At 38.6% G+C, this 25,585-nt stretch carries 23 protein-coding genes and 1 pseudogene; all 24 read left to right on the top strand.

The window, feature by feature from the left end; all coding sequences use genetic code 11:
- Nucleotides 1-55: 55 nt before the first annotated feature.
- On the top strand, nt 56-970 hold the full coding sequence (locus tag F9B85_RS03150; RefSeq protein WP_151618488.1) for a MerR family transcriptional regulator: 915 nt from the start codon (nt 56-58) through the stop codon (nt 968-970).
- Nucleotides 971-1,064: 94 nt separating this feature from the next.
- On the top strand, nt 1,065-1,430 hold the full coding sequence (locus F9B85_RS03145) for a DUF8042 domain-containing protein (RefSeq protein WP_151618486.1): 366 nt from the start codon (nt 1,065-1,067) through the stop codon (nt 1,428-1,430).
- A 382-nt stretch (nt 1,431-1,812) separates the two neighbouring features.
- Nucleotides 1,813-2,628 carry a flagellin N-terminal helical domain-containing protein gene (locus F9B85_RS03140; protein ID WP_151618485.1) on the top strand — a complete coding sequence of 272 codons (816 nt, stop codon included), beginning with the start codon at nt 1,813-1,815 and terminating at the stop codon, nt 2,626-2,628.
- Nucleotides 2,629-2,696: 68 nt separating this feature from the next.
- Complete coding sequence (locus F9B85_RS03135; protein WP_151618483.1) at nt 2,697-4,469, top strand: motility associated factor glycosyltransferase family protein; 1,773 nt, start codon at nt 2,697-2,699, stop codon at nt 4,467-4,469.
- Between the two features lie 5 nt (nt 4,470-4,474).
- Nucleotides 4,475-4,834, top strand: coding sequence for a DUF8042 domain-containing protein (locus tag F9B85_RS03130; protein WP_151618481.1), 360 nt, complete (start codon nt 4,475-4,477; stop codon nt 4,832-4,834).
- 7 nt (nt 4,835-4,841) lie between these two features.
- On the top strand, nt 4,842-6,152 hold the full coding sequence (locus F9B85_RS03125) for a motility associated factor glycosyltransferase family protein (protein ID WP_151618479.1): 1,311 nt from the start codon (nt 4,842-4,844) through the stop codon (nt 6,150-6,152).
- A gap of 105 nt (nt 6,153-6,257) precedes the next feature.
- Nucleotides 6,258-7,268, top strand: a complete 1,011-nt coding sequence (locus F9B85_RS03120; RefSeq protein WP_151618477.1) for a radical SAM/SPASM domain-containing protein — start codon at nt 6,258-6,260, stop codon at nt 7,266-7,268.
- 41 nt (nt 7,269-7,309) lie between these two features.
- A complete protein-coding gene (locus F9B85_RS03115; RefSeq protein WP_151618475.1) occupies nt 7,310-8,512 on the top strand; it encodes a LegC family aminotransferase in 1,203 nt (400 codons plus the stop codon).
- 87 nt (nt 8,513-8,599) lie between these two features.
- On the top strand, nt 8,600-9,697 hold the full coding sequence (gene neuB / locus F9B85_RS03110; RefSeq protein WP_151618473.1) for an N-acetylneuraminate synthase: 1,098 nt from the start codon (nt 8,600-8,602) through the stop codon (nt 9,695-9,697).
- A gap of 50 nt (nt 9,698-9,747) precedes the next feature.
- A complete protein-coding gene (locus F9B85_RS03105; RefSeq protein ID WP_151618471.1) occupies nt 9,748-10,740 on the top strand; it encodes an NAD-dependent 4,6-dehydratase LegB in 993 nt (330 codons plus the stop codon).
- Between the two features lie 39 nt (nt 10,741-10,779).
- Nucleotides 10,780-11,949, top strand: coding sequence for a UDP-N-acetylglucosamine 2-epimerase (gene neuC, locus F9B85_RS03100; RefSeq protein WP_151618469.1), 1,170 nt, complete (start codon nt 10,780-10,782; stop codon nt 11,947-11,949).
- Between the two features lie 14 nt (nt 11,950-11,963).
- Complete coding sequence (locus F9B85_RS03095; RefSeq protein ID WP_151618467.1) at nt 11,964-12,608, top strand: acetyltransferase; 645 nt, start codon at nt 11,964-11,966, stop codon at nt 12,606-12,608.
- 19 nt (nt 12,609-12,627) lie between these two features.
- A complete protein-coding gene (locus tag F9B85_RS03090; protein ID WP_151618465.1) occupies nt 12,628-13,686 on the top strand; it encodes a nucleotidyltransferase family protein in 1,059 nt (352 codons plus the stop codon).
- A complete protein-coding gene (locus tag F9B85_RS03085) occupies nt 13,683-14,378 on the top strand; it encodes an acylneuraminate cytidylyltransferase family protein (protein ID WP_207707026.1) in 696 nt (231 codons plus the stop codon). Before F9B85_RS03090 ends, F9B85_RS03085 begins: the two co-directional genes overlap by 4 nt.
- 199 nt (nt 14,379-14,577) lie before the next feature.
- Entirely contained in the window at nt 14,578-14,937 is a 360-nt protein-coding gene (locus tag F9B85_RS03080) for a flagellar protein FlaG (RefSeq protein ID WP_151618461.1), read from the top strand.
- Nucleotides 14,938-14,949: 12 nt separating this feature from the next.
- Complete coding sequence (gene fliD, locus F9B85_RS03075; protein ID WP_151618459.1) at nt 14,950-16,545, top strand: flagellar filament capping protein FliD; 1,596 nt, start codon at nt 14,950-14,952, stop codon at nt 16,543-16,545.
- A 45-nt stretch (nt 16,546-16,590) separates the two neighbouring features.
- Nucleotides 16,591-17,151 carry a flagellar export chaperone FliS gene (fliS, locus tag F9B85_RS03070; RefSeq protein ID WP_279237705.1) on the top strand — a complete coding sequence of 187 codons (561 nt, stop codon included), beginning with the start codon at nt 16,591-16,593 and terminating at the stop codon, nt 17,149-17,151.
- Nucleotides 17,144-17,536 carry a hypothetical protein gene (locus tag F9B85_RS03065; protein WP_151618457.1) on the top strand — a complete coding sequence of 131 codons (393 nt, stop codon included), beginning with the start codon at nt 17,144-17,146 and terminating at the stop codon, nt 17,534-17,536. Before fliS (F9B85_RS03070) ends, F9B85_RS03065 begins: the two co-directional genes overlap by 8 nt.
- 219 nt (nt 17,537-17,755) lie before the next feature.
- Nucleotides 17,756-18,199, top strand: coding sequence for a hypothetical protein (locus F9B85_RS03060; protein WP_151618455.1), 444 nt, complete (start codon nt 17,756-17,758; stop codon nt 18,197-18,199).
- A 259-nt stretch (nt 18,200-18,458) separates the two neighbouring features.
- Nucleotides 18,459-21,023, top strand: coding sequence for a coiled-coil domain-containing protein (locus F9B85_RS03055; RefSeq protein ID WP_151618453.1), 2,565 nt, complete (start codon nt 18,459-18,461; stop codon nt 21,021-21,023).
- Nucleotides 21,020-21,379: an EscU/YscU/HrcU family type III secretion system export apparatus switch protein gene (locus tag F9B85_RS03050; RefSeq protein WP_151618451.1), complete on the top strand. Its 360-nt coding sequence runs from the start codon at nt 21,020-21,022 to the stop codon at nt 21,377-21,379. The genes F9B85_RS03055 and F9B85_RS03050 overlap by 4 nt, the downstream gene beginning before the upstream one ends.
- Nucleotides 21,379-21,804: a flagellar export chaperone FliS gene (fliS, locus tag F9B85_RS03045; protein WP_151618448.1), complete on the top strand. Its 426-nt coding sequence runs from the start codon at nt 21,379-21,381 to the stop codon at nt 21,802-21,804. The genes F9B85_RS03050 and fliS (F9B85_RS03045) overlap by 1 nt, the downstream gene beginning before the upstream one ends.
- Before the next feature lie 144 nt (nt 21,805-21,948).
- Nucleotides 21,949-23,967 (top strand): flagellin N-terminal helical domain-containing protein, encoded by a 2,019-nt coding sequence (locus tag F9B85_RS14970; RefSeq protein WP_341474374.1) that lies wholly within the window; start codon nt 21,949-21,951, stop codon nt 23,965-23,967.
- Between the two features lie 346 nt (nt 23,968-24,313).
- Nucleotides 24,314-24,715: pseudogene (locus F9B85_RS15100) on the top strand (flagellin N-terminal helical domain-containing protein); the annotation flags it as partial.
- Between the last annotated feature and the right edge of the window lie 870 nt (nt 24,716-25,585).

Below are 25,585 nucleotides of genomic sequence, written 5' to 3'. Positions count from 1 at the left end.
ACTAATAGACTTAGCAAGTAAACTAGAATGTTCCTTACTCTAGAGGTGAATAGCAATGAGTACCAAAAAGCGGAGCATCTATAATATAAAAGCAGTGCAACAGATGACGGGTGTGCCAGCAGGCACTTTACGTATCTGGGAACACCGCTATCAGGTAGTGCGTCCAGAGCGCAATCGTAATGGTTATCGTGTCTATTCTCAAGAAGATGTGCAGATGATTCGTTGGCTTTCTCAACAAGTGAAAAGTGGTGTATCTATAGGACAAGCCGTCGAGATGTTGCGCCAACAGGAGGCTCAACAATCGGCGGCTCTGCCTTCGCCTGTTGAAGAGAAAGGTAATAATGTTTTGAGCGATCTCTGGCTCAGGGCTTTGACAGCTTTGAAGGCTTATGATGAAAGAGGGGCAGGATTAGCCTTAGAAGAAGCGCTTTCTCTTTTCAGTGTGGAGCGAGTTGCTTTAGAGTTTATTGTACCTTTGATGGACGAATTACGTGCTTGTTATAATCAGGCCGAGCTTGCGCAGAGTCAGATGAATTTTGCTAATCATTTTATTAATCTTCGCTTGGCTACAGTGCTTTCTGGTTTGCCTATGAGTATGGACAAGGCTATGGTACTACTTGCTTGTCCTGCTGGAGAACAGCATGAACAGGCTTCCATAATCTTTTCTGTTTTTTTGAAGAGAAGAGGCTTTCGTGTTATCTATGGCGGTAGTGATCTAAGTTCTCAAGAGCTTTTGGAAGCGGCAGAAACTTTGCGTCCTGCTTACATAGCTTATGTTGTTGATGAAGGTGAAGAAGTGTTTTTACAAGAAGCACAAGTTTTTTCTGATGCTTTGCGCAAAGGGCGCGAAGGAAGGGAGCTGGCTTTTGAACTTATTCTACCTGGTCGTGGTCTGGTAGGAACTAATGTTCAGGCTATAGGCATGGATTTGAAGAGTTGGGAAGCATGGATTCATAGTCACTCGCTTTAAAAATTTTTCAGAAAATTGCAGAAAGATCTTCCTTCAGTGTTGAAAAGATGTACAATAGAGAAAAAGTATTCTGTACAATGTCTGAGGGAGATAGATGGAATTAGAGCAGGGAAAAGCTAAGATGATTCTAGAGCTAGCTGAGTTTGGCCTAGGAGCTTTGATACTCAGCCAGTTTAAGCTAGAGCAGGGTCTTTTTACAGAGGCGATGGAGATTATTAAAGATGTGGAAGCTCGCTATTGGCATATCTATGATTTAGTAAATGGTATAGAAGAATCTATAGTCGATAAGATTATGATGATTGGTGAAAACGTAGCCGATAGCTTGCACTATGTAACGACAGCTTATAGTGAAAAGGAAATAAGACAGGTTATGAAGTATATGGAGATTTCTTTACTGCCTATGTATCAAAGATGGGAGCAAGAATTAGAGAAATCTTTGTTGCCTCTGGTAACCAATTAGTAAGCTCAGGTGTAAACCTGGCTTTTTTTATTTTAAACGATAACTATAGCGTTACTGTATAAGGGTTGAGGAATAAGTGAGCAATAGCTTTACTTGAATATCTAGCTAGTGAAAAGAAAGTACAAACTTCTCTATGTGAGGGTTTGTACTTTTTTGCAGAAACTCTAAGGTGCTCCTATAGGGAGAGAGAGGGGAAACAGCAATTAGAGAAAGTCCTCCGATGATATAAGTGAGCAATCCAATAGAAGAAACATCTTAGACGGCCGCTAAGATGAACAGCCTCGCTAGGTTAGCTTCGCTGGATAGGCTCAAGTTCAGTTTCAAAATATTAGACAGGCACGGCACGGATGCCGGCCTTATATATCAAGGAGGAAGATAAACTATGATTATCAACAACAACATTCCAGCAATGAACACACATCGTCAATTAACCGTAGCAAACGGTATGCAACAAAGCTCTATGGAGAAACTATCTTCTGGCTTACGAATTAACCGTGCAGGTGACGATGCTGCGGGACTTTCTATTTCTGAGAAAATGAGAGGCCAAATCAGAGGCTTAGAGCAAGCTTCAAGAAACGCCCAAGATGGTATTTCTTTGATTCAAACAGCAGAAGGTGCCTTGAATGAAACTCATGCAATCCTTCAACGCATGCGTGAGCTGGCTGTACAAGCTTCAAACGACACTAACGTGACAGCAGACCGTACTGCGATTTCTAACGAGTTATCTCAGCTTCAAACTGAAATCACAAGAATTGCTACAGAAACAGAGTTCAACACCCAAAAATTAATTGCAACTGCTGGAACCTATAATTTCCAAGTAGGAGCTAATTCAGGACAAACTATTGTTCTTGTAATCAATAAGATGGATGCCGCTGCATTGTCCTTGTCTACAGCTAATATTTCAGTGACATCTAATGGAGCTGCAAACACGGCAATTACCAATATTAATAAAGCGATTGAAACAGTATCAGAAGAACGCTCAAAGCTTGGAGCTCATCAAAATCGCTTAGAGCATACAATTAACAACTTAAATACAGGTGCAGAAAACTTGTCTGCCGCAGAATCCCGAATTCGTGATGTTGATATGGCTAAAGAGATTATGAATCAAACCAAGTCTAGCATCATATCTCAAGCGGCTCAAGCAATGTTAGCTCAAGCTAATCAGCAACCGCAAGCTATTCTTCAACTACTTCGTTAAAAATATCTTTATAACTATTAAAAGGCAACCTGCGGGTTGCCTTTTTTTCAACAGAAGAGGTGTCAATCTTGAAATGTAGCATTAACAATGAAATTGAGAAATCAAAATATAGTTTAATAAAATCTAAAGCTCAGGACGCTTATACGGTACAATTACAAGGATTTTTACTACATAGTAAGTTTGATCCTTTAAAAGAAGCAGAGAAGTTTGTAAAGAATAAGATTAAAAAAAATCATCTTCATGTTTTATTCGGGGTAGGGCTAGGTTATTACGCCAAGTATATGATAGGTTTGTTAAAAGATAACGAAATGTTAATCATAATAGAACCAAATGAAAATCTACTAAAGGAAGCAATTAAACTTAACTTAAAGGATCTTGATTATAAAAAAGTAATGATTGTTAAAGGCGATGACATTTCAGATTTCAGCCGTATAATACACCCTTACGTTAAGCAATATTTAGGAAAAATCGAATACATAGAATCGCCAAATTACGGCAAAATTTACCCTGAAATGAGCAAAGATATAATTGAAACTATTAAAAATTCAACTGCCATAGAGATATTAAACATAAATACTACTTTTTATTTTGCAGAACAATGGCAACGTAATTTATTGTATAACCTTTTTTATAACTATAACGCTGTGCCACTTGCCAGCTTAAGTAATAAATTAAGCTGTCCTGTTGTTATTGCTTCAGGTGGTCCATCACTTATAAAACAATTACCTTTATTAAAGTTAATTAAAAATAAAGCATTTATTATCTCTGCAGGTTCAACAATTAATGCACTGTTAAAAAATCATATTCAGCCAGATGCTATTGTTACAATTGACGGAGGAGAAGAAAATTACAGAAACTTTAGGGATATAAAGATTGACCACGTACCTTTATTTTTTCACTCCATCACCCATAAAGACATACCCTTACAGCATAGAGGAAAAAAAGTTATCTTTGAGGATCAAGTCAGCGCTGTAGGCCTTACTGAGAAAGTATTTCAAGAGCCTATAGGCTTTGTTATTGGAGGGCCTTCTGTCGCTAACATCTGCCTCGATATTGCTAGGCAGATAACTTCAGGACCTATTTGTGTGATAGGACAAGATTTAGCTTATACGAATAACTTAACTCACGCTACAGGTATTATAAATCAACAAAATGCAGATAAATATCTGCAAAGCAGAGGAAGAAAGCTGATTTTACAAAAGGGTTATTACGGAGAAGACGTTCCTACTGATTACGTTTTTCTTTCCATGAAAAAAGCTTTTGAAAACTATATTAGCTTTATAAATGAGCAAGGTGATAAGCATGAATTTTTTAATGCAACAGAAGGTGGCTTGCAAATAGAAGGCATGGAGAATATAGCTTTTTCCTCTTTTGTGAACGAATATTGTCAAAAGAACTATGAAGAAGAAATTAGCACAATGTTTTATAAGAATAGTGAACAAGCTGATGAATGGGAGAGAGTTTGCGAAATATATGAAAGGGAAAGAAAGAATCTAGGGGAGCTAATTAACTATTGCGAAAAAGCGGTCAATATATTAAAAGCAATAAATAAAAATGATCTTCAATTTAATTCTGTTACCCTTAATAAGTTAGCGAAATTAGATAAAAAAATAACTACTAGTTGTGAAAACAATATAATGTCTCATATTCTTCAGCCAGCTTTATTCATTGTTAATAACAATTACTTAGAGAAAGAGAATGAAAGTTTTAAGGAAGCAAATGAGAGAATATATAATAAAAATTTGAAATTATATAGCGAGCTAAAAAGCAAGTCAGAAAAAATGTACAGTTGGTTAACAGAGATTATTGAACAGAGCAAAACTAATTATAAGATGGGGTGATTTTTTTGAAAATTGTTCAAGAAACGTTGGGTACTATTATTGAATATATTCCTAAGTTAATCTCAGCAACCGATCAAATTGTAGAAAAGTTACAAAGTGAAAAACAACAAGAAGCCTTTGCCATATTAGTACAATACATTGAAGGCTTACAATGGGTTGTAAAAGCTCTTACAGAAATACAAAATCTAGGTCATGAGCTAAATATAGATACAGATGAAGTAAACACTTTCTTGTTAGAGATAGAAGAAGGTCTCAAAATAGGAGACTATGTAATGCTTAATGATTTAATCGAATACGAAATTAGCCCCTTGTTAAGTGATTGGTTGAAAAAAGTCATAGCTTTTGAAAAAGATTTTTCTTGGTGAATAATCTATGAAATTTGAACTAGTTAATACCAAAACAGAACCTACAATTGGGGTAAAAAAAGATAATAAAGTTCTTTATTTACACAGTCGATATGATCCACTTAAGGAAGCCCAAAGATGGGCTAAGCAAATAATTTTAAAAAGCAGTACTAGGAAAGTTATCATCGTCGGCATGGGTGCAGGGTATCATATTAGGGCTTTGCAAAAGCAATATGAGAATATAGATATAGAAATATGGGATTTCAATGAATTATATGGTCAATGGTTGGTAGAGAGTGGGTTAAGCAAAGAAGCAAATATAAAAGCTTTTTTACCTAACTATTACGTATCAGAGAACATTGAAAAGATTAAAGAAAGCTTTATATCAAATATTAATTTTCAAGATACAGAATTATTGATTTATGGTCCCGCACTACATGTAATCCCAAAAAGTTTGTATAAAATCAAAGAGCTACTAGAAACATTCAAGATGAACAAGAGTAGCATAGATAGAAACAAGAGCTTATTAGAAAAAAACTATCATAATAACCTGCAACTACAAGATAGAGGTATTAGCAATTGGATAGACCGATTTAAAGATAGAGACTTTGTCCTTGTGTCAAGTGGCCCTTCCTTAGATAAGCAATTATTAACGTTGAAAGCAATCTCCTTGAAGAGAGATATAATAATAGGATCAGTCGGAACAGCCTTAAGCTCTTTAGCTAATGAGGATATTAAGCCTCACTTTGCAATGATATCAGATCCACAAGACATGGTTAAAGAACAATTGATACTACAAAAGCAGGACTTTCCCTTGTTTTACTTATCTACCGCCAATCATAACGCTGTAAGGCATTTCAAAGGTAAACGTTATATTGTATGGCAAAAAGGTTTTCCTGAAGGAGAAAAAAGATCTGAAGAACTTAAAGAACCACTAATCGCAACAGGAGGCTCTGTTGCGACTTGTTTATTAGATCTTATGGTATTAATGGGAGCTAAAAGAATTGCACTGATAGGACAAGATCTTGCTTACACTAACAATAAGAGTCACTCAAACCTGGCTTATAGAAAAAGTGATATCACCGACCATTATGATTTTAAGCTGGTGAAAAACTATTACCAAAATGGTCAAGTAAGAACATCAAGAAGTCTATTTAGCTACTTGCAGTGGTTTGAAAACTATATTAGTACACTTGATAAAGTAGAAGTTTGGAATTGTACAGAAGGTGGAGCTTACATAAAAGGTTGCAAACATGAAGCCTTAAGAAACTTCTCTAACCAAAAACCATTCCTTACCAGTCATCTTTCTGGAGAAGATTGCGAACTTTATAAAGAATAAATAGGCCCGTTACCTATCCCCGTATCCCGATATGTAAAATGTTAAATTGAGATATGTAAAAATCAAGCTAGGGATTCTAAAGGATAAACTGAAAGGGTAATTAAAATGAGCATAAATGTACCGATAAATCCAACATACAAAGAAACTATTAACCATTCGGCTAAAATGTGGGAAGAAAAAAAGTGCAAAAAATACAGGGAATACAGAAAAAAATGGTCTCATAATCCTAAGAACCACATTCTAGAAGAAGTGCCCTTGCATCTAGATATCGAGCCTACTAATGCTTGTAATCTAAAATGTCCCATGTGTGCAAGAACCGTCTTATTACAAGATAGTAACAAAAAGAATTCTTTTCCTATTACGACAATGGACATGGACTTATATAGAAAAATAATCGATGAAGCAACAGAAATAGGCGTCTATTCCATAAAATTAAACTGGCTAGGTGAACCATTAATTCATCCAGAGCTTGTTAACATGGTCAAGTATGCTAAAGATAAAGGTATCATAGACGTTATGCTCAATACAAACGCTGTATTACTCTCAGAAAAAATCGCAAAAGATCTTATTGAAGCTGGTTTGGACAAAATATTCTTCTCCTTCGACTCACCATACAAAGAAAAGTACGAAGAGATAAGAGTCGGTGCAGACTATGAAAGCACTTTAGAGAACATAAAAAGATTTGTAGAAATCCGTAATAAGATGGGCAAAACGTCACCACTTACGAGAGTTTCCATGGTCTTAATGAAAGACAATCAAGATGAGTATGAAGGCTATGTCAATCTTTTCAAAGATATTGTTGATGTTGTTGCCTATGTTGAGTACAGAACACCTGTCGGGGAAAGCATTGTAGAGGATGATAAGATAATAGACTTTTCATGTAGTCAATTATGGCAAAGAATGTTTGTTTCTGCCGATGGAGACGTAATTGTTTGCTGTGTTGATAGTGAAAAAGAATATGTAGTTGGTAATCTACACAAAGATAGCATTCGAAATATTTGGCAAAATAATAAATATATGCACATAAGGAATATGCACAAAAAGGGAAATTGCTTAAAGGTATCCATATGCAGTAAATGCGATCTACCCTTCAAAAAACAAGATGGTGATGTTTAATAACGTTGTATTAACGGAAAATTGCTAAGTTGAGGAAGTTCATGGATAAAGCAAATGAAGAAAAAATTGATGTGCAAAAAATTATTTATAGCCTTGAAAATATTTTGTCTAAGAACAGAATAAAGACAATACCGCTTCAGGAACCGCAGTTTTTGGGTAAAGAATGGCATTATGTAAAAGATTGCTTAGATACAGGATGGGTATCGTCAGCGGGAAGTTATGTTGAGCGCTTTGAATCTTTACTGTCAGAATATACTGGTGCTCCCTATGTTGTTGCTACCGTTAATGGGACATCGGCACTTCATATGTGTCTTCTACTGGCCAAGGTTCAACCAGATGAGGAAGTCTTGTTGCCCAGTCTTACTTTTGTTGCCACAGCTAATGCAATATCTTATTGTGGCGCCATACCTCATTTTGTGGATGTAGACGAAGCTACCTTAGGTATTGATGCAAATAAACTACGTTCTTACTTGCATGAAATAGCGACCATTGAAAATAATGATCAAAAGTCTTTTTGTAGAAACCGCCAAACAGGTCGTATTATTAAGGCGATCATTCCTATGCATACCTTTGGCCATCCTGTTGATATGGATCCTTTAGTAGAACTTTCTCAACAATTTGGAATAAAAATAATTGAAGATGCCGCCGAATCTTTAGGATCTTTTTATAAAAATCGCCATACAGGTACTATGAGCGACCTAGCTGCTATTAGTTTTAACGGCAACAAAATCATAACAACTGGCGGTGGCGGTGCTATTTTAACGAATAATCAAGAGCTAGCTATCCTAGCTAAGCATCTGACAACAACAGCGAAGACGGCACATCCTTGGGCCTATTACCACGATAGTGTTGGTTACAACTATAGACTGCCAAATATTAATGCTGCCTTAGGCTGTGCACAAATAGAAAACCTGCCTTTCCTAGTAAAAAGAAAGAGGGAGCTTGCGCAGAAGTACGAAGAAACCTTTAAAAACTTTAGGGGACTTCGGTTTTTTACAGAACCTTCTTTCGCCCAAAGCAATTACTGGTTAAACACTCTTATTTTGAATGAAAATGGGCCAAAGGAGTTAGAGAAGCTACTTAGCCTAACTAATAAATCAGGTATCATGACTCGCCCAGTGTGGACACCTTTACACCAACTACCGATCTATAAAAAGTGCCCTGCTATGACTTTGGAAGTTACAGAAAGCCTTGCTCAGCGAATCATTAACATCCCTAGCAGTGCAAATCTCATAGAAGCTTAAAATATTAAGTTTTCGATAACCTTAAAATTCGATAACCTTCTTAAAAGATAGATTCAGAAAATTATCTTAAACTAAGGAGTAAGAGCCATGCTAAAGTTAGGTGGTAATTTAAAAACATACATCATTGCTGAAGCAGGAGTAAATCATAACGGCTCTTTAGAGAAAGCTTTACAACTTGTTGATGTAGCAGTTTCTGCTGGTGCTGATGCTGTAAAATTTCAAACTTTCAAAGCGGAAAAACAAGTTACTTATCAAGCACCTAAAGCAAGTTATCAGATGAACAGAACGGACAAATCAGAAAGCCAGTGGGAAATGCTCAAGAAACTAGAACTAGACAGAGAGGCTTATCTAGTTCTAAAAGCATATTGTCATGAAAAGAAAATAGACTTTCTGTCTACACCTTTTGACATAGAGAGCTTACAATATCTGGCCTTTGACTTGGGAGTTTCTTTATTAAAGCTACCTTCAGGAGAAATAACCCACGGACCTTTACTCCTTAATAGTGCTACAACAGGTCTTCCCATCATCATATCAACGGGCATGAGTAAGATAGGAGAGATTGAAGAAGCTTTAAGCATTCTTGCCTATGGATATTTAGAAGGAAAGAAAGATAGAAAATATCCATCTCTCGATGACTTAGAAAAAGCCTATCTATCTGCTGAAGGGCAAGCTCTTTTAAGAGAAAAAGTTACTCTCCTACACTGCACTTCAGAATATCCAGCGCCATTTAATCAAATTAACTTAAAAGCCATGGATACTTTGAGGTCAGCTTTTAATCTCTCTGTAGGGTACTCTGATCATTCAACAGGCATAGCAGTTGCCATTGCCGCTGTTGCTCGAGGGGCAACTGTTATAGAAAAACACTTTACCTTAGATAAAAACATGCTAGGTCCTGATCATCAAGCATCTTTAGAGCCTGATGAACTAAATGAACTTGTTAAGGCAGTGCGTCAAGTTGAAAAGGCTATAGGTTCTTCTCTTAAAACTATTACATCGTCTGAAATTAGAAATAGAGATGTAGCTCGTAAAAGTCTCGTTGCTTCCCAATCGATTCTCGCAGGTGAAGTTTTTACAGAAGAAAATCTAACATGTAAACGGCCAGGTATAGGAATTTCACCAATGCAATATTGGCAATGGCTCGGAAAAATAGCGCAAACGGATTATAAAAAAGACGATCTGATATGATCTTGTCTATATTACCACATATCTAACTTTAGGGAATGGAGCAGTCACCGATGCAAAAAGTACTAGTAACAGGTGCGGGAGGTTTTATCGGTTCTCATCTTACAGAAGAACTTGTTCGTCAAGGCTTTCAAGTGCGAGCTTTTGTTCATTACAATTCTAACAATAGATGGGGCTGGCTTGACCATACTGAAGAAATAGTTAAAAAAGAAATAGATGTTTTTCCCGGTGACGTACGTGATCCCTATGGTGTAAAAGAAGCCATGAAGGGCTATGACACAGTGTTGCATCTTGCCGCATTGATTGCCATACCTTACAGCTATCACTCTCCTAGTACTTATGTAGATACAAATATTAAAGGAACCTTAAATGTTCTTCAAGCGGCCAGAGAATTAGGAGTGCAAAAAATAGTGCACACTTCTACCAGCGAAGTTTATGGTACAGCTCGCTGTGTACCTATTAAGGAAGAGCATCCCTTGCAAGGGCAATCCCCTTATTCAGCTACCAAAATTGGGGCTGATCAACTTGCTTTATCTTTTTACCATTCTTTTCAGACACCTGTAGCTATAATACGCCCCTTCAACACCTACGGTCCTCGCCAATCAGCACGAGCGGTAATTCCAACAATTATCACACAGATTGCCAAAGGACAAAATACAATAAAGTTAGGCGCCTTACATCCAACTCGTGACTTTAACTATGTAAAAGATACTGTTGCAGGTTTTATTTCCGTTGCTAGATCAAAAGAAGCCCTCGGTCAGGTTATCAACATAGGAAGTAATTATGAAATATCTATAAAAGAAACTACAGAATTAATTGCAGAAGTTATGGGAACTTCTGTAGAAATCGTTAGTGAAGAACAGCGACTACGTCCAGAAAAAAGCGAAGTTGAACGCCTCTGGGCTGATAACAGTAAAGCATATGAGCTTCTCAATTGGAAACCTAACTATGCTGGGAGAGAAGGTCTAAAAAAGGGCCTGACGGAAACGGCACAATGGATTATAGGAAACTTAAATAGCTATAAGACAAGTATTTACAATATCTAAAAGACCCTTCTAATTTATTAGAAAGGCAGAATGCTAAATATGGAGAAAAGAAAAATCTGCATAGTAACAGGTACTAGAGCAGATTATGGTTTACTCTATGGGCTACTACATGAGATAAAAGAAGATCCTGACTTAGAACTCCAGCTTATCGTAACAGGTATGCATCTCTCTCCAGAGTTTGGCTTAACTTATCAAAAGATTGAACAAGATGGCTTTACCATTGATGCAAAAGTAGAAATGCTTTTATCTAGCGATACTACAGTCGGTATTACTAAATCAATAGGCTTGGGACTAATAGGTTTTGCCGAAGCTTTAGATAGATTAAGACCAGATATTGTTGTCGTTCTAGGTGACCGGTTTGAGATACTTGCTCCTGTTCAGTCTGCTCTTGTAGCGCGTATTCCTGTAGCTCATATTCATGGAGGAGAAACTACAGAAGGATGTATTGATGAGTCGATTCGACATGCTATTACCAAAATGGCTCAACTTCACTTTACATCTACTGAACAATACAGGCAAAGAGTAATCCAAATGGGCGAGCATCCAGAAAAAGTCTATAACTTTGGGACGCCTGGCTTGGAAAATATTCGAAGAATGAAGCTTCATAGCAAAGATGAGCTAGAAAAAGAATTAGATTTTCAGTTTGGCAAAACTACATTTTTGGTTACCTTTCATCCAGTTACCTTAAACAAAAAAGGTCCTGAGCAAGCAGTAGAATCACTTTTGAAGGCACTAGATCAGTTTCCAGAAGCTAAAATAATATTCACTATGCCAAATGCTGATACAGATGGAAGAGTAATAATAAAAAAGATTCAACAATATGAAAGTGCTAGAAAAGATAGAGTAAAAGCTTTTACTTCTTTGGGACAAATTCGTTATCTAAGTACCATAAAATACGTAGATGCCGTGCTAGGTAATTCATCTAGTGGATTGATTGAAGTCCCTTACTTTCAAAAGCCAACCGTTAACATAGGAGACCGTCAAAAAGGTAGATTGTGTGCCTCCTCAGTCATCAATTGTGCTGAAAACAGTGAGAGCATCCAGCAAGCTATAGAAAAAGCGCTTTCCAAAGATTTTCAAAAAACATTAGAGTCAACTAAATCGCCCTATGGTACGGGGGAAGTATCTAAAAATACAAAAGAAATACTAAAAAGAATAGATTTAACTTCTCTCTTAAGGAAACCCTTTTTTGATCTAATTAGAGCATAGTAAGGGTGAAAAGCGTGTCACAGCAGAAAAAACCATTAATTATTATCGGTTCAGGTGGACATGCCAAAGTTGTTATTAATGTTGCCAGAGTGTTAGAATGGCCTATTTTAGGCATTACGGAAGCAAATCAGGAAAAAATAAATAAAGATTTTTTGGGTATATCCGTAATTGGTTTAGATGATAAAGTATTCAACTATTCACCAGAAGAAGTTCAACTTGTTAATGCAATTGGTTCTATAAAAAGCTCTCTAAAAAGAAAAGTTATTTTCGACACATTCAAAGCAAAAGGATATCAATTTGCAACATTAGTCCATCCATCAGCAATAATAGCTCAACGAGTCGAAATTGACGAGGGAGCTCAAATCATGGCCGGCGCAATTATTCAGCCTGATGCTTGTATTGGCTCTAATAGCATTATTAATACGGGTGCTATCATAGAACATGACTGCAAAATATCTAAACATGTTCATATAGCGCCTGGTGTCGTTATATCAGGCAATGTGATAGTCGGAGCTAACACACACATTGGAGTAGGCGCAAAAATTATTCAGTCTGTAAAAATTGGAACTTCTTGTACCGTTGCCGCCGGAGCAGTTGTTACGAAAAATGTGGAAGATGATTCTTTAGTAATGGGAGTACCAGCAAAAACTATTCGCTAAAAGGTGGTGCAACAACAAGATGAAAAGATGCTGGCAAGGGACACTGCTTAATCCTCAAGCTACAATGATGGAAGCTTTGGAAGTAATTGAACGGGGCGCCTTAAAGATTGCACTGGTAGTAGATGAAAATATGACTTTACAAGGTGCAATGACGGATGGTGATTTAAGAAGAGCAATTCTAAGAGGACTGCCTATGGATACTCTGGTGAGCAATGTTATGAATAAAAAACCTGTTGTTGCAAGTGTAGGGGAAGATAGAAAAAAACTACTTGAGAAGGTAAAAAAGTGCAACATTTATCAATTTCCAGTTATAGATGAACAAGGACGAGTGATAGGTTTAGAAACAGTTGATACAATTTTAACTCCAGTAAAAAGAGATAATCCGGTATTACTTATGGCAGGTGGCTTTGGAAAGCGCTTGCGTCCACTAACAGAAGAATGCCCCAAGCCGCTATTAAGTGTGGGAGGAAGACCACTTCTTGAAACGATTTTGGAACGCTTTGCTTCTTATGGTTTTTACCAATTTTACATTTCTGTTCATTACAAAGCCGAAATGATACGAAATCATTTTGGTGATGGTTCTCGATGGGGTGTGGAGATTAAATATATTGAAGAGAAAAAGCCTTTAGGGACGGCAGGAGCCATAAAACTTTTTCCAGAAAGACCGAACAACCCATTTTTCGTTATGAATGGAGATTTATTGACACAGCTGAACTTTGAAGAACTACTGAAGTTTCACGACGATCACAGCGCCTTAGGAACCATCTGTGTTCGTGAATATGAATTTCAAATACCTTATGGTGTAGTAGACAGCAAAGTAGAAAATTTTCTAGGTATTCAAGAAAAGCCAGTTATGCGCCATTACATAAATGCAGGTGTTTACCTATTAAATCCCGAAGTAATTGACTATATTCCTAAAAATGTTTTTTTTGATATGCCACAGTTATTCAATAGCATGCACGAGCGTAAAAAGAAAATAACGGTCTTTCCTATACAAGAATACTGGATGGATATAGGGCATATGGAAGATTATTGGAAAGCCAATGTAGACTATTTAAAAGTATGGAATGTAAGGTGAACAAAAAAGGATCTGTATTAGCCCTTATCCCTGCTCGTGGTGGTTCAAAAGGTATACCTCGTAAGAACATAAGATACGTTGGAGGCAAACCATTAATTGCTTGGACGATAGAGTCTGCCAAAAAATCTAAATATATTGATCGCTTAGTGCTTTCTTCTGAAGATGAAGAGATTATTGCTATTGCAAAAAATTGGGGCTGTGACGTTCCTTTTGTTAGACCTGAATCGTTAGCTCAAGATGATACACCAGGGATTATGCCAGTATTACATGCGCTAGAAGTGCTTCCTGAATATGAATATATCATCTTATTACAGCCAACTTCGCCTTTGCGATCTGAGCAAGACATAGACAATTGTATCGAACTATGCTGGCAAAACAACGCTTCAGCTTGCGTGTCCGTAGCTCTTGTAGATAAATCACCTTATTGGATGTATAGAGTCGGCAAGGACTATAAAATGGACTCCATTATTCAATCAGAAACTTTATATAATCAAAGACAAGAAACCCCTCCAATATTTGCGCTGAACGGTGCAATTTACTTTGCTCGTGCTAAGTGGTTAAAAGACAAGAAGTCTTTTTTGACTAGTGAAACCTTAGCTTTTCAAATGCCGAAAGAACGCTCTCTTGATATTGACACTCAACGGGACTGGGTGTTTTTTGAAACAATTATAAATAATGGCCTGAAAAACTGAAGTGTTAGATAGTACCTTTTTCTTTCAAACCTATTACCCGTCATTCTTTTAGAGTGGTGGGATTTTCTTTATCCACCAAAGTTGTTTTTAAGGACCTATTAGCAAAAAAGTACTAAACTTTTTTTCCGTCTGAACCGATATAAATATATATAAGAGTTAAGAGTCACAAGGATAGGTTCAACGCTAAGGAGGGCGAATTATGGATATTTCAGGAATTAAGAAGGTAGACATTCCAAACTTTGAGAATCGGGTACAAAAGTTATCTGCTACAGACAAAAATGTGGAAATGGCTAATGTCAAAGATGTTAAGAAAAGCAAAGAAGATCAATCTTTTGAGCCAGAACAACTAAATAGCGCTATTGACAAGATGAACAAAGCCATGGCGGCATTAAACACATCATTGCAGTTTGCCATTCATGAAGATACGGATATGATGATGGTTCAGATGGTAGATATGAAAGATAAGACGGTACTTAAAGAGTTTCCACCACGAGAATTCTTAGATACCATCTCTAAGATTCGCAACATGATTGGAATATTTCTTGACGCACGGGTATAAGGGGGCGGTTCTATGACTATTCGCTTCGGGGGAATTGCATCGGGTCTTGATACGGAAAGCATCATCAAAGAAATGATGCGTGCCCACCGCATGCGAGGCGATAAACTTTTCCATGAAAAAACACGAACAGAGTGGCGTAAGGCAGAATATCACAATGTTCGCAATGATATTATTAGTTTTCGCAACAAACTTTTTGATGTCTTTAATAGAACGAATAAGATGAACCCGAAGACGGTTAATTCTTCTAATAATGATATTGTGACAGCAACAGCTACATCAGATGCAGGTACGGTGACTAATATGGTTCGTGTGGAGCAGTTGGCTAGTGGAGTTAATTTGACGAGTGGTAGCAAGATTGGTGTAGAAAGTAACGTTGATGGAAAAACAATAGTTGATAAATCGAGTATAATAACGCATTTAGGTTTCCGAGAAAATGATTTGCAACTAGATGAAGGTGGAAATCTGGCTCTTCATATTAATGGAGCGGAAATTAAGATTAACCCTGCAAAAGAAACAATTAACGATCTAGCAAGAAAAATAAATAATGCCAATGTTGGTGTTCGAGCTAGTTACGATGCTAACTATGATCAATTTTTCTTGCGTACAACTAGTACGGGTTCAAATGCTACAATTAACTTTGGTCCCAGCCCAATTCCTGAAGAAGAGCTTGAAGCTGGAGAAGAACAACCCACTATGTCAGCTAGTGAAGCGAATTTATGGAATGCATTGAATTTACACAAATCAACAGGAACGGGCACAACGGCTATAATCATAGCAGAAGAACAATCCGGTGAAAACGCCAAAATCAAAGTAAACGGATTTGATTTTGAAGGTGCAACCAACAATATAACCGTTGCCGGTGTCACTTATAACCTGCAGAAAGTTGAATTAGATACAGACGTCACTATCACCGTCGGCAACAACATCGACGGAGCCGTTGAAACAATTAAAGAATTTGTCAAAACATACAACGAACTTGTTACCAAACTAAACGATTTAACTCGACAGCCTTTTTACCGCGACTTCAACCCACTTACAGAAGAACAGCGCCGTGATATGAGCGATCGTGAAGTTGAGATGTGGGAAGAAAAAGCCAGGAGTGGCTTACTTCGTAATGACTCAATGTTGAACAGCTTCTTATCTACAATGCGATTAAATATCTCTGAACCGATTGATGGTCTAGAAAGCAATTACAAGTCTCTCGCTTCTATAGGTATAACCACAAGTCGAGATTGGACCAAAGGTGGCTTTTTGGAGTTTGAGGAAAACCCAGAGAGTGAGCGGAAGTTGAGAGCGGCTTTAGAAGAAGATCCAGAAATCCTTGTGAAGCTCTTTATGGGTTCAGAAGGTGTTATTAGCAGACTTCGTGATACAGCACAGAAGACAACGGACCAGTTACGTGATCATGCAGGTAGTAGCCCTGCGGCAGATCCGAATAGCTTTTTGGGTAGACGACTTTCTAATTTTGAACGACAACTAGCTACTTTTGAAGATCGCATGAAAAGAACAGAAGATCGCTATTGGCGTCAATTTACAGCCATGGAAAAAGCCATGGATAAGATGAATAGTCAAAGTAGCTGGTTAATGCAACAATTCGCCAACTTTTAGATGACATATTTTTTAGGGACCCATTTTTTTAAGGAGGCCATTTTGATGAGCGGAAGCTATGGTGCATACAAAACAAATTCCCCCACAGGAACTTATGGCGTAAACAAGAGACCGATTCAGATCAACAATCCTCTAACTCCAAAGTCAACTGTATCGGTGCAATCCGAATCCACGGTAGCTAATGGGGCTGGAACGGGATCAACTGCACCGATTGCAACTGCTAAGCCTGTAAGTACTTACCAGACACAGCAAGTGTTGACGCGACCTAAAGAAGAACTGCCTCTTTTGCTTTACGGTGGTGCCATTCGCTTTATCAATCAAAGCTTACAAGCCATCGACAAAGGAGATAAACAAGAAGCTCATAATAGCAATATTCGTGCTCAAGATATTATTTTAGAATTGATGTCTACACTAGATATGAATATGGAAATCTCTAAAAGCTTGTACTCTCTTTATGAGTACATTCAACATCGTCTTGTTCAAGGAAATATTGCTAAAGATAAAGTGCAGTTAGAAGAAGCCCGTGGCATGCTTGAAGAAATGCGAGATACTTGGGCTGAAGCTGTCAAATTAGCTCGCAAAGAGCGAGGTGTCGTTAATGAATAAGACTCTGCACGATAAGGAGTCGTACCCTCCTCGTTCAGAGCAATCTTTGTGGAAAGATTACTTTTTTCTAACACAAGAACTGATGAAGTGTCTCGATAGTCAGGACGGTGAAATGTTTCAAGAACTGCTAGACCAGCGAGAAGAAATGCAAAAGCGAATTGAAGAAGTACAAAAAGAGCAGTCCCTGCAGAATCCTTCATCAGAACCTTACTTAAAGACTGCAGAAGGTCGTCAACTTCTACGGGATATAAAAGCATTGAATGACCAGATTATGCAAAAAGCGCGACGTTTTAATCAGAAGCTTCACCAACACAATGATATCTCCAAAGCGTACGAAGGTACCAATTACCCCATGTCTGGAATGCGCATGGACCGACAGCGCTGATTTTTACTTTGTCAAAAGAAAGCAATAGAGTATAACAATAAAGCGCGACAAGCCACTTCCTTATTTAGTATGCTTTTTCAGATCTTCTAGCAGATCTGCACTAGAGTTTACAGCAATAGGAAGTGGCTTTTTCTTAACTTGTGAAAATGAAATTTTTGCTAATATGTGGTATACTATATAGAAAGAGAGACATTATCACAGGGAGAGGGGGACTTCATTATGGTCAGTCGTGTTGGCTATGGTGTTTACAACAACCCTTACTGGGATCACCGACTGTCAAGAGTCGCTTTTGACCCTCCCGTTCACGCCGTCTCTGCTATCCAAAAAACAGCTCCTATTATTGATCCTCTTCGTTACTTTACAGTGCCTGATGAAGAGCAACAAGATAAGCCGAAAAAAATGCCGCCGGCTTTTTCTTTCAAGCCAACCTGGGAAGCAGGAAAAAGTGAGCTCCTTCTTGATAGGAATCGTCTAGAAGTTGACTATAATGAGATAGAAAAAGCCATTACTGAACAGCAAGAAGATAACAAAGAAGACTACCATCATCATCAGAACTGGCTAATGCAACAAAAGATGAATCAATATATGTATTTTACTAACGTCAATGTATTTCAACATCCCCACTACGGTGGAGCGGGAAAGTATTTGAACTATGTCGTGTAATTGAATTGTGACTTCTAGGGAAGACAGTTGTCTTCTTTTTTTTTGTGGTTTTTTTGGTAGTAAAGTTTTTAGACTGATGTGTCGATAATGTCTATAAGAAATGTTTTTATGCCTTCAAGCAAGCATGGCTCAGAGTATGCAAGGCTATGAAAGGGTTGGTTCAACAAGGTGAGCATGAAGAATATTGTTAAGTCGCTATGAGCGGCTTTTTTACTGATATAGCATAGATAAGAAACCGTTAGGGCGGGAGGCAAGTAGCATGATAAAGATAGACCACAGCCACTACAGGGGACAGCAAGCTTCTGGTGATGTCCCTGCCGATATAAAAAGTGGAGAAACTCACCGTGGCCTTATTCGAGAAAGGTTGTCTTCACAGGAAGCAATCGTGCAAATTGGCAATCGAAATGTTCATGTGCAATTTGAAGGGAAAGTGCCAGAACAAGATCGAGTGAACTTGCAAGTTCTTGAGCAAAAAGGCGATCTACATAGAGTTCGCTTAGTAGCTGACTCGCCAGCGCCATCGACAGCTCAACAAGCACAAGGACAAGATAGGACTGCATCACCAAGCCACCATAGTCAAGGCTTATTCACATCTCCCGAATTGCGACAGGCAACGCAGATGTTGCTAGAGCGCGGCATTCCTCTCACCAAAGAGAACTTGGCTGATCTAAAAACTTTTATCGAAAAAGGTCCTGGTACAATAGAGCAACGAATGGCCACAGTGCAGGCTATAGCAAATAAAGGATTAGAAGTAACACAAAATCATATGCGCCCTGTTCACACGGCTTTACATGGCTCGGCTATAAGCTCAGCCATCAGTGAGGCCGCTGAAAAGCTAGATCCAACCTTTAGAGAGCGTCTCCAAGAAAGAGTCTTCCAACGGGATCAAGAAGCGCCACGCCAAGAAGCGCCACGTCAAGAAGCACCACGCCAAGAAGTGCCAGTGAATCGTGACGTCGCTAGCCCTACTAGAGAAATGAGCACTTCGACATCTCGCCCAGAGACCCTTATCACCAAGCAAGAACAAGCCTTTGAAGTTCAACAAAAGCTCAAACTTATAAAAAGTACACTTCAACAAGATGGCAACCTGAATAAAGCCTTAGAACAACTAAGGCAGATTGTCCAAAATCCTCAAAGAGCTACTCCAGGTATGGAGCAAATAGAAAAAGCTATCAAGGAAGCTCAACAATTTCAACGTCTAGGAAGCGATAAGATCGCAAGTATGATCCTGAATCAAGAACTTGAGAAAGTAGAAGCAGGTCTTCCTAAAATAGAAAGAACAACATCTACAGCAGAACAACAGCGTCTGAACCAGGAAATAAACACAACATTACAAGAAGTAGCTTCATCAAAGACAGAAGAAAGCAAGCAAAATTCCAAAGAAATGTCCAATCAGGCAACAGCACTTTTCGACCCAACTGGCTTGGTGCAACAAAATGCCAATCAAGAATACCAGCTAAACCAAGAGATGTTAGCAGTACTAAAGCTAACAACGAAAGACCTTATAGTTACAGAGATCAACGAGCGTCTTAATCGAGCGGCTATTGATTTTCGAGATATAAAACGAGAAATCACTCGCAACCTCGATAACATACTTCAAGTTGCCCAGGCTACGAGAGCTAACATCTATCAGGCTGTGAGACCTTCCTTAGAATCAGCCATCGATCGACTCGATCGAGCAATATTAAAAAGCGACCTTACCTTATACACTGATATGAAAATGGAAAAACAGCTGATGCAAGCAAGCAGTCAACTTGCAGAAGCTCGTAAATATCTAGCCAACGGAAATAACGTCAAAGCGGCTGAAATTCTACAGCAAGTCAAAACCATGTTAGATAAGATGAACTGGCGCCCGGCCGATGTAAAGGTACAACACTTTTTAACTAAAGAAAGTCACTTCATAACAGACAACAGGCCTTCTTATCATCGATTGACCGATCAAGTCTTATCTATGGCGAACTCCTTGCAAAGACAAGAAGCCTCGGCTCGACAGACTTTTGAACTCTTCCGTTCTTTAGGACTAAACTATGATAGTGAAGTAGCCCAAAAGGTATCACGAGAAAGCGAAGTAGCGGCTCTACGTGAGAAAGCCAGCGGGTCAGGCAAAAGTGAGCTTTTTACTCACCACCACAACAACCCAGGAGGACAGCAATCGAATCCACAAAGTTCCAATAACAATCTGAGCACTCCGAACAGCCCAAACAACAGCCCCCATAACTTTCACCTACAGGGACAAAACCAGACAGTGCAACAAGAAAATCTACAACAGAATATGAAAGCGGTCATGATTCAGCTTCTCCGTGGCGCTGAAGGCGCTCAAGGCAAAATTGATGCCCCCATGGAGCAAGTCCTTCTAAACCTTACAGGACAACAGCTACTTAGCAAACATGACGGCAACTCCAATATGCAAACCCTCTTTTTTAACATTCCTTTGCCTATGGGTGAAAAGCTAGAAAGTGTAAAAGTGTATGTCAATGCCCATAAAGAAGGCTTAAAAATAGATTGGGAAAACTGTAGCCTTTACTTTCTTTTAGATACCAAAAGCATGGGTGAAACAGGCATCCTTATTGCATCAAACGATCGTAATTTATCAATTGTCGTCAAAAATGACAGCCCTAATTTTGCAGAAAAAGCTGAACCGGTTGTGAAAAAATATAAAGACCATTTACAAGCCATTGGCTACAACGTGACAGGTGTAAAGTTTTCTGCATTAAATCACGATAAGAATAATGAGGCTTCTGTGACGACGAAGGAGGAGACTGTAAAAGTTAGATCAGAACTTCCAAGGTCGCAGAGCACAGGGGGGTATGACTTCAAAATATGAATTATAAATGGTTCAACCAAAAAAAGAAAAAAGAGCTTACGGGCCCTAGTGCCGCTGCCATTCGGTACGATGAAGCTAACGATGCACCTACTGTAATTGCGCAGGGAAAAGGCCATCTAGCTCAAAAAATTATTGATATGGCGAAGGAAAAAAACATCCCCCTACAGGAAGATCCTCTTTTGATTGAAAACTTAATTGACATGGATCTCGGTGACAATATTCCACCACAGCTTTATCTTGTCATTGCCGAGATTTTGCTCATGTTAGAAGAAATGGAATCAGATATGAAAAGTGATAATGAACTGAAACCAATCAGCACAACAAGAGAGTTCAATCCGGGAGGTGTAATTTTATAATGGAGTCCTTAACAGAAGATCAATTGTATAAAAAATCTTCTCATGAACTGACCAGCCTACTATATCAATCAGCTCTTGAGAAGTTAGAAAAAGCGATGGAAGCACTTGATAGAAAAGATTATGGCTTAGCCAATGTATTGCTGCAGAAATGTAACGATATTCTCTACAGACTTGGAGCGGGTATCAATTACGAAGCCGGAGTTATGGCAGAACAGCTTGATGCCCTCTATAACTATATGGCTGAAAAGCTGATTCAAGGCAACTACAACAAAGACAAAAAAGCGATTGAAGAAGTACACAAATTGCTTACCATCATCGCTGATGCTTGGAAAACAGCCAATGCCAACGGACCAAGCCATAAAGGCATGCAGCTTCGCTCAAAGACAACTGCATATGAAAGAAATCTCTCATACGAAAATGACTAAAGAACAGTAGCTTTTTTGGCACAAGACACTCTAAAAGCACATCTTTTCAAGACTCCTAGATTCCGTCAAGACTTTCCTAGTCCCGCAACGAGGCTTCTGACACACTATTAAAGACAACAGCGTTGAAGGGAGAACATACTACTGATGAGAATCAATAACAACATACAAGCACTGAATGCATACCGTCAATTGTCGCAGAACCAACTTGCTGTATCAAAACATCTCCAAAGACTCTCATCGGGCATGCGCATCAACAGTGCAGCTGACGATGCGGCAGGCTTGGCCATTTCCGAAAAGATGCGTTCTCAGATCCGCGGGCTAGGAGCCGCAGAGCGCAACACCCTTGATGGTATTTCTCTAATCCAAACTGCCGAAGGTGCCTTAGATTCTGTCCATAAAATGCTACAGCGTATGCGTGAAATGGCTGTACAAGCGGCCAACGGGACTTACGCTGAAATCGATCGTGACGCGATTCAACAAGAAGCGAACCAACTGCTTTCAGAGATTAATCGTGTAGGTAACACAACAGAGTTTAATACGCGTAAGCTTTTGAATGGCGAAATGGAAGCAGCGCCAGTTGCGCATTTTCTTGGTAATGAAATGGCTAATCTTGCTGACATTAATAATTTAGGTTCTATTTTCTTTAACATTGAAATTGAAGGTGAACGCAACACTAATATTGTGGGCGTTAATGTACCTTTTCCTGTCGATGGAGCCAACAATACAAGGGGTTTTTATAGCTACGCAGAACTAGCGGGTGCTATTGAGAAATCGCTTAATGAAGTACTTGCCTCCAATGGTTCCGATAATGAAGTGAAAGTAGCTCTTCATGGAGAACGAAATGGCAATCCTCGCTTGTCAATCATCAACGATATGAACGCTCGGGAAGCTAAAGTTTTTCGTATTTATAACAAAAGGGATGTAGGCTCAACAGAAGCCCTAGGCCTTTACGGTGCTCAAGAGTCGAAGATTAAGCCAGAAACAAATGCACAATTGTTTGGCGGTCCATTGCAAACAGATTTGGCTGGTAATGTTACTTTAGATGGACGACTTTCCTTATTAATTGATGGAGAAGAGTTAAGCCTCGATTATAACAATGATATAGTATCGAGAGATAGCCTAGCAGGTGTAATTGAGACAAAGATTAATAGCTCTCTAAAAGGCTCTGAAAAAGTGAAAGTGACTCTCGATGGAAATAGTTTGGTTTTCTCAAGTGGACTCAACGGAAACCGTAGTGAAATAACCATACTAGGTGATGATTCTGGTAATCTCTTAGATCAGCTTGGTCTTACAAAAGGGATGTCAGCTGTTGGAACAGCACCTCGAACTGCTGAAGTAACGAGCTTTGCTATTCCCGATGGTGGATTTACGATAAATGATATGAACAATCAACTACAAATAATTGTCGATGGAGAGCCTGTAACGGCTGTTATTACTAACGCTACATACGGCAGTCAAGCAAATTATCGTGATTTAGCACAAGAGTTACAAAATAGCATCAATGAAGCAACAACGAAAGCCGCTGATGTGCGAGTTACTTTTGACGGAACTCGCTTTACTATTGCGAGTACTCTGCAAGGCAGTGGTAGTGAGATTCGCATTCAAACAGGTTCTGCTGGCGATGCTTCTGTTACACTAGGTTTTGCTGTCGAAGGGTCTCAAGTGGGCAAGTGGGACACGGGCTCGAACCATGATGCCGCTTTGAACCTTCAGCTTGGTGCTAACGAAGGACAAACAATGGGGCTTAATATTGGCGATACCCGTGCTTTTGCTCTGGGACTTACCGTTTTAGGGCAAGCAGAAGGATTTTCAACGGTAAATAATGTAACCGATGGGATGAGCCAGATCACTCGTGAAAAAGCTATAGACTTTACAGACTTTGAAAATGCTTCGAAAGCAATTACACGTATAGATCGAGCGATTAACCAAATTGCTACCGAAAGAGCTAAGCTTGGCGCTATGCAAAACCGCTTAGAACATACGGTTAACAATCTGCAAGCCTTCACTGAGAACATTACAGCTTCTGAATCTCGTATCCGTGATGCTGATATGGCCTTAGAGATGACCAACTTAACTAAGAATAATATTATCAACCAAGCCGCTACAGCCATGTTGGCTCAGGCTAATCAATTACCACAGGGGATTTTGCAGTTGTTGCAGTAAATAGACTACTTACTTGAACATCTACGCATTTAGCTTATTTTCTCAATAGCTTTTTCGCTAGGCTAATTGATTTGAATATTTGTCAGTGTATTATGAGAAAAGAAGTTTTTTCGATAAATATAGGTAAGCAAGTGTAAATATTTAATATAAGTCTCAAAAGAAGTTAGGAATAAAAAACTAACTTCTTTTTTTTATTTAAATGAATATAGATAAAGGGGAAAGTGCTTTTGAAATCAAAGCAAACAAAAGTAAATGTTTTTAAAAAAATCACGATAGATAGCATAGAAGCAATTTTATTAAAAGATAAGACAAAGGATTCAAAAAGCCTTCAAGGAGTGACCCATAAATGCGAATTAACCATAACATACAAGCCTTAAACGCCTATCGTCAATTATCACAAAACCAAATAACAGTATCGAAACATTTAGAGAGACTTTCTTCAGGGATGCGAATCAACAAAGCTTCCGATGATGCTGCTGGGCTTGCCATATCAGAAAAAATGCGTTCCCAGATCCGCGGTCTTAATGCTGCTGAACGCAATACCTTAGATGGTGTTTCCTTAATTCAAACGGCCGAAGGTGCTTTAGATTCAGTACACAAAATGCTTCAACGTATGCGTGAGCTAGCTGTGCAAGCAGCTAATGGAACTTATGCGGAAATTGACCGCGATGCTATTCAGCAAGAAGTGAATCAGCTTCTGTCGGAGATTAACCGTGTTGGAAATACAACAGAATTTAATACAAGAAAATTATTAAACGGCGATATGGAAGCGGCGCCTGTTACACAGTTTTTGGGCAATCAAATGGAGGATCTTAGCGATATAAATGATATTGCAGATATCTATTTTAATATCGAAGTCGAGGGCGAAAGAAATACCAATATGGTTAGTGTAAATGTACCTTTTCCACTTGATGATGTTGGCGATCCTAGAGGCTTTCAGAGCTACGCAGAGCTAGCTGGAGCTGTCGAGAAGGCTATTAATGAATCATTGGCGCGTAATGGTGCTGATAATGAGGTAAAAGTGTTATTACAGGGTGAGCTAAGTGGCAACCCCCGCCTTATGATCATCAACGATATGAACGCGAGAGACGGAAAGGTATTCCGCATCTATAACAAGCTAGGCGTAGGAGCTACTGAAGCCTTAGGTCTTTATGGTGCTCAGGAATCGAAGATCAAGCCGGAGACAAGTGCCCAGTTGTATGGTGGGGTCGTAAAAAATTATAAAGTCGAAGTAATTGAGGATGAAGATACGAATGAGTATTATGCTAATATTCCACACCTTAAAGTAGGAGAAAAATATGTAATTGATGAAGTAGAGATTTTAGTTGTAGAAGGAATTCCTGATCCTGATCCAGATGATATAGAAGGAATGCTAGAGGACGGCAAAGCGATTATTTACCAAGCAGTTCATGGTGCTCAGGTTTCAAGCTTATTAGATGCAATAAATGATAATGATGATATTACTACGGATTATTCTTCAGCTACTATTGATGGCACAATCATTAATTTTGGCACTGATGAACCGACTATTTCAATAATTCCTGATGATAAGATATCTCTCCAAGGGACCTTGAGCCTCTTCATTGATGGCGAAGAAATCAGCCTAGATTTTTCTAAT

The organism is Heliorestis acidaminivorans, assembly GCF_008933955.1.
Lineage (GTDB): Bacteria > Bacillota > Desulfitobacteriia > Heliobacteriales > Heliobacteriaceae > Heliorestis > Heliorestis acidaminivorans.
Note: the sequence above shows the minus strand (reverse complement) of the source record. Positions and strands in the feature narration are given on the sequence as shown.